General features: G+C 68.8%; 6 protein-coding genes. 5 read left to right on the top strand and 1 reads right to left on the bottom strand.

Annotation, left to right across the window (positions count from 1 at the left end; translation table 11 throughout):
- Window positions 1-19: 19 nt before the first annotated feature.
- Complete coding sequence (locus tag ABWO17_RS13165; RefSeq protein WP_353119253.1) at window positions 20-919, bottom strand: tRNA (adenine-N1)-methyltransferase; 900 nt, start codon at window positions 917-919, stop codon at window positions 20-22.
- 541 nt (window positions 920-1,460) lie between these two features.
- Between ABWO17_RS13165 and ABWO17_RS13160 the strand changes: the two genes are divergently transcribed.
- From ABWO17_RS13160 to ABWO17_RS13140, 5 genes are all read left to right on the top strand, one after another.
- Window positions 1,461-2,543, top strand: coding sequence for a radical SAM protein (locus ABWO17_RS13160; protein ID WP_353119251.1), 1,083 nt, complete (start codon window positions 1,461-1,463; stop codon window positions 2,541-2,543).
- 338 nt (window positions 2,544-2,881) lie between these two features.
- Window positions 2,882-4,357, top strand: coding sequence for an Rne/Rng family ribonuclease (locus tag ABWO17_RS13155; protein WP_353119249.1), 1,476 nt, complete (start codon window positions 2,882-2,884; stop codon window positions 4,355-4,357).
- A 4-nt stretch (window positions 4,358-4,361) separates the two neighbouring features.
- Complete coding sequence (locus tag ABWO17_RS13150; protein ID WP_353119247.1) at window positions 4,362-5,012, top strand: epoxyqueuosine reductase QueH; 651 nt, start codon at window positions 4,362-4,364, stop codon at window positions 5,010-5,012.
- A 196-nt stretch (window positions 5,013-5,208) separates the two neighbouring features.
- Window positions 5,209-6,528, top strand: a complete 1,320-nt coding sequence (gene hemW / locus ABWO17_RS13145; RefSeq protein WP_353119245.1) for a radical SAM family heme chaperone HemW — start codon at window positions 5,209-5,211, stop codon at window positions 6,526-6,528.
- Window positions 6,521-11,035 (top strand): ATP-binding protein, encoded by a 4,515-nt coding sequence (locus ABWO17_RS13140; protein ID WP_353119243.1) that lies wholly within the window; start codon window positions 6,521-6,523, stop codon window positions 11,033-11,035. The genes hemW and ABWO17_RS13140 overlap by 8 nt, the downstream gene beginning before the upstream one ends.
- Window positions 11,036-11,266 lie beyond the last annotated feature (231 nt).

Raw genomic sequence — 11,266 nt, 5'->3', positions numbered from 1 at the left:
CCCTTCCCCCGAAAGTCAACTATTCAAAGCTCTCATCGTCGGCAGGGGCATCAGCGGCATCCGCTGCGCCGCGCGCGGCGGCCAGGCGTTCCTGGCGGGCGGCTTCCTGCTTGCGCTCGCGGGTGCCCAGGGTGCGGAACGAGTCCCATTCTTCGGAGCGTTCCTGATGCCGGGCAAAGATGAGGAACCCGGTGTGGGCGATCATGCGGTCTTCGGGGCGCAGGCGGTCGGCTACGGGCTTCCAACGGCGGATCAGGATTTCGCAGACCTCGATGTCGTCGAAGGGGCCGGTTTCCATGCCGTGCAGCAGCTTGGACACCTGATCCACGGTGGGGACGAGGAAGCCCAGGGCGGCGCCCGGCTTCACGGCGCGGACCACGTGGTGCAGGTAGTCCCACGGGGTGCGCACGTCCAGAAACAGGGCGTCGGCGTCGGTCTGCTCGAAGCCGTCAATGATGTCGCGGTTGAACTGGGTGACGTTCTGGCCCACACCCGCCCATTCGAGGTTGCGGCGGCACAGCTTGTAGAATTCCTCGCGCGCCTCGTAGGTGCAGACGCGGCCCGTGGGGCCGGAGAACCACGAAAGCGCCACGGTCAGGCTGCCGGAGCCGGAGCCCGCCTCGATGATGGTGCGGCCCGGCCCCACGCCAAGGCGCATGCAGATGTACGCGATGTCCTTGGGATAGATGATCTGGGTCTGCCGCTTCACGCCCTTGACCAGGTCGGTGATGGTGGGGCGCTGCAACCGAAAGGGCACGCCCTGCCTGGTGCGCACTTCAGTGCCGTATTCGGCGGCGGCCAGGTCGGCCATGGGCAGCACGCCTTCCTGGCAGTGCAGGTCGTTGCCCTCTTCGACGCGGCGCAGGTAACGCTTGCCGCGCGGGCTTTGCAGGATGACCAGTTCTCCGTATGCGGGCATGGGAATTCCTCCTGAGGGTTGTCGGCAACCGGCCCGCACGCGCGAAGCCGGGCGGCGCGCGCCGTGCGCACGCCCGGGACCGGGCCTGCCGCCAATGGCAGGCCCGGTCCCGGCCCTATGGAACGAAGGGCCTACCGGGACAGGGGGGCGGTGTCAAGAAGCGGCGGGATGGGCGGGATTGGCCGGATTGGCGGGGCTGGCGCGCCACAGGACAGCGGTTGGGGCAGCGCGCGGCTTCGCACGCGCACCCGGCTCCACCCTTGGCAGGCCCCCATGATGCACCACGGCACTACGGGCACCGCCGGGGCCTGCAACATTACAATGGACGCCCGGAGACGCCCGTGCTAGTTCGCGTCGCTGCCGCTGCATCATCCGCCAAGGCTTCGCGAAACGGCCAGAGAACCCCACCGGTTTCCCACCCCCGCTTGCTTTTTTCCTGAAAACCCGTTTTGATGCACCTCACGGTGAAAAGTGCGGCCCATGCCGCGCCGTGCACCTGGCACCCGCACGCCTCTCGCACAAGGACGTTTTTCTGGACAGCATGCCCCTTGCCCACGTGTTCGGCCCTGTGGCCTCCGGCCGCCTTGGTCGTTCGCTCGGCCTCGACCTGCTTGGCGGGCGGGTGTGCTCCATGGACTGTCTGTACTGCGAGGTGGGCGCGACCGACGTGCACACCTGCGAGCGGGCGCCCTACGCCCCGGCCCCGGTGCTGCTGGACGAACTGACCCGCTGGCGCGATGCCGAGGCCGCAACCCGCGGTGCCACGCCGGACGGCGATACCCCTTCCGCATTCGTGGACCACGTGACGCTGGGCGGCTCGGGCGAACCCTGCCTGAACAGCGACCTTGCCCGCATCATCGCGGGCTGCCGGGACATCCTGCCCGGTGTGCCCGTGGCGGTGCTGACCAACTCCACCCTGCTCCACCGGGACGACGTACGCGCCGACCTTGCCGGGGCAGACGTGGTGCTGCCCTCGCTGGATTCGCTGGTCGAATCGGAATTCCGCGCGCTGAACCGCCCGTGCAAGGGCGTGACCGCGCGCGGCGTGGCCGACGGCCTGCTGGGGTTCGCACGCGGGTTCGGCGGACGGATTTACCTGGAGGTGCTGCTTGCGCGCGGCATCAACGACACGGCGGAAAACCTCGCCCTGTTGCGTGATTACGTGCGCGAACTGGCCCCCCACCGGGTGGACGTGACCACCCTGTCGCGACCGGGCGCAAGCCCGCGCGCCCTGCCCGTGGGCAGGGACGTGCTGGCCCGCTGGAGCGACGAACTGAACACGGCAGCCGGATGCCCGCAAACGACACCGGCTGGCCACCACCCCACGGCGGCGGTACCGGATGACGGCCCCTGCCGCGCGGCGGCTGCAACGGACGCAGACACCCCCGTACCCATCATCACGGACACGGGGAATCTGCAAGAGGCGGTACTGCGCTCCATAACGCGCAGGCCGCAGACCGCGCCGCAACTGGCAAGGGCACTGGGTGCCCCGCCGGACGCGGTGCGGAGGGCGCTGGACGAGCTGACGGCGCGGGGCGCATGCGCTCCCGTGGCCGAAACGGCCCTGCCGCGCGATACGGATGGCGAAATTTTCCACGCCGGGCGCGCACCCCGCAACGGGTAGCGTCAGGCGGCCGCTGTCGCGGCGACGCAACGGCCTCCCCGAACCCGGGGAACCTTGATCGGAGGGAACCCTGCCACAGGGAACCCTGTCCGGGGGTGTCGCAAGACGGGCCACCGCAGGGGAATGCCGCGAAGAACGGCATTCCGCCGCACCGGAAGTGCACGGGCACCACAACGCCCGCCCGGAAGGAAACGCGCTGATGCGCGCCTGATTCCGGGAAGCTACGCGCACCGCCCCGGTTGCGCTGCGTACCCCGCGCATGTGTGCTCGGGCGCGCCGCAGGCACGGCACGCGTTACAATTTTTTGAAATTTTACACTTTTTTCCGCAGAGGACTGCATGACAACGAAAAAGAGCAAGCTGAGAATGTTCATCAGCGTGCTGCCCGGCGAGCAGGTGGAAGTCGCCCTTGCCGAGGAAGGCGCGAAAGAGAACCAAGTCAAGGAATACTACGTGGAGATGGTCCACCAGGCCAAGACCAAGGGCAACATCTACCGCGGCATCATCAACAACGTCGATACCAACCTTCAGGCTGCCTTCGTCAACTACGGGGCCGACAAGAACGGCTTTCTCCAGATCGACGAGGTGCACCCCGAATATTACAACACCCCGCACGACGCCACCAAGGGCAAGAAGTACCCGCTGATGCAGAAGGTGCTGAAGGCCGGGCAGGAAGTGCTGGTGCAGGTGGTCAAGGAACCCACGGGCAGCAAGGGCGCCTTCCTGACCACCTACCTGTCCATGCCGGGCCGTTTCCTGGTGCTCACCCCCGGTCGCGAGCAGATCGGCGTCTCCCGCAAGGTCGAGGACGACGAGGAACGCGGTCGCCTGCGCGAGATGCTGGAAGGGCTGAACCCCGGCCCCGGCCTTGGCGTCATCGTGCGCACGGTCAGCGCGGGCACCAGCAAGACCACCCTGCAGCGCGACCTGCAATTCCTGAAGCGCCTGTGGAAGGACATCCGCAAGAAGGGCACCGAGGAATCCGCCCCCTGCCTGATCTACAAGGAACCGGACCTGGCCTCGCGCGCCGTGCGCGACTACCTCAGCGACGACGTGGCCGAGGTGTGGGTGGACGACGAGCACACCGCCACGCTCATCGAGGAATATTCCTCGCTGCTGTTCCCGCGCAAGGGGAGCCTGGTCAAGGTCTACAAGGACCAGACCCGCACCCTGTGGGAACGCTTCGGCATCCAGCGCCAGCTGGAGCAGATATACTCGCGCGAGGTCACCCTGCCTTCCGGCGGTCGGCTGGTGTTCGACCAGACCGAGGCGCTGATGGCCATCGACATCAACTCGGGCAAGATCTCGGGCAAGACCAATTTCGAATCCATGGCGCTGCGCACCAACATGGAGGCGGCCGAAACCATCGCCCAGCAGCTGAAGCTGCGCGACATCGGCGGCCAGGTGGTCATCGACTTCATCGAAATGCGCGACCGCAATCACTGGCGCGAAGTGGAAAAAATCCTGCGAAACGCCATGAAGAACGACCGCGCCCGCCACGACGTGGGCAAGATGAGCCGCTTTGGCCTGCTCCAGGTGGTGCGCCAGCGCACCGGCTCGTCCGCGCTGTCCATCACCATGGAAGCCTGCCCCTGCTGCAAGGGTTCCGGCCTGCGCCGCAACATGGAATGGCAGTCGTTGCAGGCCCTGCGCGAAATCCACCGCCAGTTGCGCGCACTGCCGCACGGCACGCCCACCTTCGCCTTCGAAACCGGGGCAGAGCTTGCCATGCACCTCCTGAACCACAAGCGCGAACGCCTGCTCGACCTGGAACGCCAGTTCGGCGTGCATCTCGACATCAGGCCCGCCCGGTAACGCCATGCGCGTCCTGCTGCACGTCTGCTGCGGGCCGTGCTCCATCGCCACGGTGCGGATGCTGCGCGACGAGGGACACGAGGTCACGGCCCTGTTCCTGAATCCCAACATCCACCCCGTGCAGGAATACCTGCGCCGCCGCGAGGCCATGCTTGAAGTCTCGCGGCGGCTCGACCTGCCCGTCATCTGGCGCGACGCCGAGTACGACCCCGCCGCCTGGATGCGCCAGATGGCCTGGCGCGAACAACCCGGCGTGCGCTGCCGGGTGTGCTACGCCACCCGCCTTGAACGCACCCACGCCATCGCCGCACGCGGCGGGTACGACGCCTTCACCACCAGCCTGCTCTACTCGCGCCGCCAGCGCCACGACATGATCGCCGAGGTGGGCCACGGCATCGCCGCCGACAGCCACGACGGGGCCATCCCCTTCCTGTACCGCGACTTTCGCACCGGCTGGCAGGAAGGCATCGACACATCCAGGGAATGGGGCATCCACCGCCAGAACTACTGCGGCTGCCTGTACAGCGAAGCCGAACGCTTCGCCCGCGATTTCGCCAAGGTTACGGGCGTGCAAGAAGAGCGGGGCTCCGCCCCGCACCCCGCAAGGGGGCCGCGCCCCCTTGACCCCATTTCGGGGGGCGATTCACCCAAATAAAACGTTTGGGGGGAGCGGTAGCCGTCAGGTGAGCGCTTGCGCGAACCTTACGGATAGCGACAGCAACGCCGGGGTCCGGGGAGGGAGCACCTTGCCTCAGACGTCAGGCGAGCTTGCGAGCCTTACGGCTGAGGACCGCAAAACGCAAAGTATCCCCTCCCCGGTTCTCTTCCCGGACGGAGTCGGCCACACCACCATGCTGCTGTACATCCACGTGCCCTTCTGCCGCCGCAAGTGCCGGTACTGCGCCTTCCACTCGCTGGAGATGGGGGCGGCAACGGCCGTGCGCGACTACGTGGAAACGCTGCTGCGCGAGCTGGCCCTGTGGGGCGACCGCATGGGCAACGTACCGGTGACCTCGATATTCTTTGGCGGGGGCACGCCCAGCCTGCTGCCCGCGCGCACCATCGGCACCATTCTGGACCGGGTGGGCAAGGCCTTCGCGGTGCAGCCCGGCGCGGAAATCAGCATGGAGGGCAACCCGGAATCGCTGACCCGCCCATCGGAGTTGCGCACCCTGCTGAAGGTGGGGGTGAACCGGCTGTCCATGGGCGTGCAGTGCCTGGACGACGCCATGCTGCACACCCTGGGCAGGCCGCACCGCGCGCGGGAGGCACTGGACGCGTTCCGCGCCGTGCGCGCGGCAGGCTTCCAGAACGTGGGCATGGACCTGATCTGGGGCCTGCCGGGCCAGACCCTGCGCCAATGGACCAAGCAGCTGAAAGAGGTGGTGCGGCTGCGGCCGGAACACCTGTCCTGCTACGGGCTGACCCTGGAGCCGGGCACCCCGCTGGAGGACGACTGCGCCACCGGCAGGCTGGACCTGCCCCCGGAGCGTGCCCAGGCCGCCATGTTCATGGACGGGGCGGAACTGCTGGAAACCGAAGGCTACATCCACTACGAAATTTCCAATTTCGCCCGCATGGGCTTCCAGTGCCGCCACAACCTGGGCTATTGGGAAGGCGAGGACTACCTTGGCCTTGGCCCGTCGGCGGCGTCCACGCTGGGGGGGCTGCGCTGGAACAACCCGGAAGACCACGCCGCGTGGACCCGCCAGGTGGACGAGGGCCGCGTGGGCACCGAGGCCGAACGGCTGACCCCGCAGACGCGGGTGCTGGAACTGATCATGCTGCGGCTGCGCACGGCGCGCGGGCTGCGGGTAAAGGCCTACCGCGAGCTGACCGGGCGCGACTTTCTGCGCGACCACAAGCGGCTGGTGCACCTGCTGCACCGCGAAGGGCTGCTGCGCATCCGCGACGGCTACCTGCGGCTTACCCGCAGCGGCATGCTGGTTTCCAACTCCATCCTTGAACGCCTGTTCGAGGACACCGAGACACTGATGGCCCTGCCCGTGGAAACGCCCGCCAATCCCCTGCCCGACGCCGGACCCGACGCCGCCTCCGTCGTTGACAGAACCGACGGGCAGGTCGCCGGAAAGGTCGCAGAGGACGTCACGGCACAGGACGCCCCCGCCTCACCGCCCCCGCCCCCCCCCGCCGGACGCAGCCATGGCTGACCCCGCCGCGCCACCGCCGCCCCAACGCCCGCGCGTCCCTCCGGCGCGCCTTGGCGACAGCATGCTCGGCTGGGTGCTGCTGGTGGTGCTGGCGGCGGTGGTGGCAACCAGCGCCACCCATGTGCTGCGCGAACGCGAACGACACATGGACATGGCCCGCCTGCGCCTGGAAGGCCAGTTGCGCCTGATGGGCGAGCATGTCAGCGCGCTGCTCCAGACCATGGACCTTGCGCTGGCCGCCCTGGCCTTCGACATATCCGGCAGCGTGCCCGACCCCGCACCCCGCGCGCTCGACACCATGCTGCGCCAGCGGCTGGACCTGCTGCGCCCCCACGTGCTGGAACTGGCCCTGCTCGCCCCGGACGGGCGCGTGATGACCACCACCGGCCCGCTGCCCGCCGAGGCCGAATCCCAGTTGCGCCATGTGGCGCTGCCCGCCCACCGCGACCTGCTGCGCGATTTCCACCTGATGCGGCTGCACATGCCGCCCACCAGCCCGCACGGAAACACGCCCCCCCGGATGCTGCTGAGCCGCCGCGTTTCCGGGCCGGACGGCAGCCTTGCCGGGGTGCTGGTGGCCCTGGTCAATCCGGTGTTCTTCCACGACCGCTACCAGGACTACGACCCGGACGGCGCGGAATGCTCCGTGCTGCTCGACATGGATGCCTCGCCCCTGGTGGTGTGGCCGCCCGGTGCCGGGGTGGCCTGCGTGCGCGCATCGGTGGCCGCAGCCAGCGGCGCCTGGCCGGAAACCATGCCGGAAGGCGCACCGGGCGCAGTACCGGACGGCGCATCGGACATGCCATCCGACGCTTCCCGCCCCGGCCAGACCGCAACGGCGCCCCGCCCTGCCCTGCCCCCGGAAACGTCATCGTCGTTCGACGGCGCCCCCCTCGCCGACATTCCCGGCAAGGGGATCGGCGTACCCGGCCTGCGCATCGCCGAAACGGACGAGGCCCTGGTGGCGGTGCACCAACTGCGCGACTTTCCCTTCCGCATGACCATGCACACCCCGCTGCACCTCGTGCTGTCCGGGTGGCGCAGGCAGACGGTGGCCAACGTGGGCATGTCCCTGGCCCTGTGCATGGCCGTCTCGCTGCTGGCCTGGTCGGCCAGCCGCCAGCGCGGGCAGCGGCTGGAGGCAGAGACCGCCCTGCGCCACAGCGAAGCCCGCTACCGCGCCCTGGCCGAAAACTATCCCGATGGCGCCATCATGCTTTTTGACGGTGGCATGCGTTGCCTGCTGGCCGATGGGCTGGGCCTGGCAGGGTTGCTGGTGCCCCGCCAGCGGCTGGAGGGGGCCACCCCATCCGACGTGCTGCCCCCGCAGGTGGCGCTGCCCTTCGAGGAACAGTTGCAGGCAGCCCTGGCGGGTTCCGAGACCACCTTCACCATGGCCGTGGGCGAGCGCATCCACGAGGTGCGCCTGCGCCCCCTGCACGAGGCCCCCGAAACCGGCATGCCCGCCCGGTGCATGGCCGTGTTGCAGGACATCACCCAGCGCGAGGCGGCCCGCCTGGCCCTGCGCCACAGCGAGGCCCGTCTGCAGGAAGCGCAGCAGATAGCCCGCATGGGCAGCTTCGAACTGCACATGGACACCGGGGCGTTCGAGTGGTCCGCCGGACTGTACGAGATGCTCGGCCACGATCCCGCGCTGCCGCCCCCGCCACCGGCGGAGGTGTTCGCCATCCACGCACCGGAAGAATTGGGCTGGTACCACGAGCACGTGGCCATCATCTCTGACGAGCCGGTGACCGAACTGCAACGCGTCTTTCCCTACCGCACCCAGGGCGGGCGGCAGGGCTGGGGCCAATTCCGCTGCCGGGTCACGCGCGGGCCGGACCGCCTGCCCCTGCACGCCCAGGGCACCTTCCTGGACATCACCAGCCTGCGCGAGGCGGAACTGGCCCTGCGCGACAGCGAAGCCCGGCTCAACGAGGCCCAGTTCATCGCCCGCATGGGCAGCTATTCCGTCAACCTGCGCGACAGCGAGGCGTTCTGGTCGCCGGGGCTGTTCCGGCTGCTGGACCTGGACCCGCACGACGGCCCGCTGGTGCCGGGTCAGGCCTTCCGCCGCCACGCACCGGAAACCGCGCCGTGGTTCGAAGCGTTTCTGGCCACCCCGTCGGACAGGCCGGAAACCACGGTGCTGCGCTCGTTTCCCTACGTCTCCGCCACCGGGCGGCGCGGCTTCGGTCGCCTGCACCTGATGGCCCGCCACGGCGCGGACGGCCTGCCCGAGCACATCCGGGGCACCTTCCAGGACATTACCGCCCTGCGCGAGGCGGAACAGGCCCTGCGCGACAGCGAGGCCCGGTTGCAGGAAGCGCAGCAGATAGCCCGCATGGGCAGCTTTGACCTGGACCTGGTGCACGACCGGGCCGACTACTGGTCGCCCGGCCTGTTCGCCCTGCTGGAACTGGACCCGTCCCAGCCCCCACCGCCGCCGTCCCGGGGCAGCGCCGTCCATTCGCCGGAACGCGCCGACTGGTTCAACGAACTGCAAGTCTCACGCGACCCCGCGCCGGAAACCATCCATTCGGAAACCGTGCCCTACGTCACGACCAGCGGCAAGAAGGGCGTGGCGCACATGCAAGCCGTGGTGCAGCGCGGACCGGACGGCGCCCCCGTACGCATGCGCGGCACCTTCCAGGACATCACCCGCCTGCACGAGACGGAACAGGCCCTGCGCGACAGCGAGGCCCGGTTGCAGGAGGCCCAGCTTATCGCGGGGCTTGGCAGTTTCGATTTCGACATCGCCAACGACGTGGCCACCTACTGGTCGCCGGGGCTGTACGCCCTGCTCGAGGTGGAGCCGGGCACGCCGCTGCCCCGCCCGCTGGAGGGCTGCCACCTCTACGCGCCGGACTACGTCACCCAGTTCGAACGGATGCTCACCGAACCCGCCGACGAGCCGGAATCCGTCTTCTGGGACAACATCCCCCTGCTTACGGCCAAGGGACGGCGGATGATGGGGCAGATGAAGGCCGTGGTGCAGCGCGGGCCGGACGGCAGGCCGGTGCGGGCACGTGGCGCCTTCCAGGACATCAGCCGCCTGCACGAGGCGGAACAGGCCCTGCAAAAGGCCAAGGAAGAAGCCGAAAGCGCCAACGAGCTGAAGAGCCAGTTCGTGGCCAACATCAGCCACGAAATGCGCACCCCGCTTTCGGGCATTCTGGGCATCGTGGACGTGGCCCTTTCACGCCTGCACGACGCAACACCCCCCGCCCACGACGACGAACAGGCCCGCTACCTTTCCATGATCCGCAACGTGTCCGAGGGGTTGCTGCACGTGATCAACGATCTGCTGGACTTTTCGCGCATGGAGGCCGGGCGGCTGGGGCTGGACCAGGTGGAGTACGACCTGCGCGCCGCCGTCAACGACGCGCTGGCCCCGCTGGCCGTGCAGGCGGAACGCAAGGGACTGTCGCTTACCGTGCACATCGACGCCGGGGCCCCCGCCCGGTTGCAGGGCGACCCGCTGCGGCTGCGCCAGGTGCTGGTGAACCTGGCGGGCAACGCCGTTAAATTCACCGACGCGGGCAGCGTGCACGTGGACGTGCGCCGCAACGCCGAGTGCCCACGGCCCGGCGGCTGCCTGCGTTTCACCGTGCAGGACACCGGCCCCGGCATCACGGCGGACAAGCTGCCCCTGCTGTTCGAAAGCTTCTCGCAGGCCGATGGGTCGCACACCCGGCGGCACAGCGGCAGCGGCCTCGGCCTTGCCATCTCGCGGCACATCGTGCGCTTGCAGGGCGGCGACATCGGCGTGGACAGCACGCCCGGCAAGGGCAGCCAGTTCTGGTTCACCGTGCCCATGGACAAGGATGCTCCGCACGGCGCCGCCGACCCCACCGACCTGCGCCTGGCCAGCCGGGATACGCCGGACCGTCCGGCTGGCGGGTCGCCCGGGGCGCAACGGGCCGACGCCCATGGCAGGCAGCAAGCGGACCGCGCCCTGTGCGTGCTGCTGGCGGAAGACAATGACCTGAACCGCGAATTCTTGACCTTCTTCCTGCATGAGCGCGGCTACGACGTGCACCTGGCCGTTGACGGACAGGAGGCTCTGGACCGCCTGCGCGAGGGCTGCGCCCCCGGCGGCAGGAATTGCGAAAGCGGCGGAGGCGGCAAACCCGGCGACGGGACGCATGCTGTGCCGGACGCCCTGACGGACGACGGAACGCATGAAGAGGCAGGGCATGTCCCCTTCGACGTGGTGCTGATGGACGTGCAGATGCCCGTGGTCAGCGGGCTGGAGGCCACCCGCCGCATCCGCGAGGCGGCGGCGCAGGGAGCGGCCTGGGCCGACGTGCCGGTCATCGCGCTGACCGCCCATGCCATGCAGGGCGACCGCGACCGCTTCCTGGCCGAGGGCATGGACGACTTCGTGGCCAAGCCGGTGAACCGTGAGGCCCTGTTCGCGGCCATCGAACGGCAGGTGGCACGCTACCGCGAAAAGCGAGGTGCCACGGGCAACGGCATGGGCGGCAGCACGGGCGCGGCATAGCCGCCAACGGCCCACACGCCTTCCCCTTTTCTTTTCCCGCACTTTCCCCACAACGCACGAAGGCCCGGCATATGCCGGGCCTTTGAATTTCACACATCGTGGGTCTTTCTCTTTCTGCCAATCCCGCTATGTTCTTTTTCCTTATATCCCGCAGCGGGCTTCCGCTGCGGGGGGCTGGTGCGGGGGCGATGCAAGGAATTACGGATTTCGCTGCCGGGCAAGGCGGATTGA

The organism is Nitratidesulfovibrio sp., assembly GCF_040373385.1.
In the GTDB taxonomy this organism is placed as follows: Bacteria; Desulfobacterota; Desulfovibrionia; order Desulfovibrionales; family Desulfovibrionaceae; genus Cupidesulfovibrio.
This window is presented reverse-complemented; position numbering and strand designations above follow the sequence as displayed.

Excerpts from the sequence above, each read along its gene's own strand:
- ABWO17_RS13160 (WP_353119251.1), top strand. The coding sequence starts at position 1,461 with ATGCCCCTTGCCCACGTGTTCGGCCCTGTGGCCTCCGGCCGCCTTGGT.
- ABWO17_RS13150 (WP_353119247.1), top strand. The coding sequence starts at position 4,362 with ATGCGCGTCCTGCTGCACGTCTGCTGCGGGCCGTGCTCCATCGCCACG.
- hemW (WP_353119245.1), top strand. The coding sequence starts at position 5,209 with ATGCTGCTGTACATCCACGTGCCCTTCTGCCGCCGCAAGTGCCGGTAC.
- ABWO17_RS13140 (WP_353119243.1), top strand. The coding sequence starts at position 6,521 with ATGGCTGACCCCGCCGCGCCACCGCCGCCCCAACGCCCGCGCGTCCCT.
- ABWO17_RS13155 (WP_353119249.1), top strand. The coding sequence starts at position 2,882 with ATGACAACGAAAAAGAGCAAGCTGAGAATGTTCATCAGCGTGCTGCCC.
- ABWO17_RS13165 (WP_353119253.1), bottom strand. The coding sequence starts at position 919 with ATGCCCGCATACGGAGAACTGGTCATCCTGCAAAGCCCGCGCGGCAAG.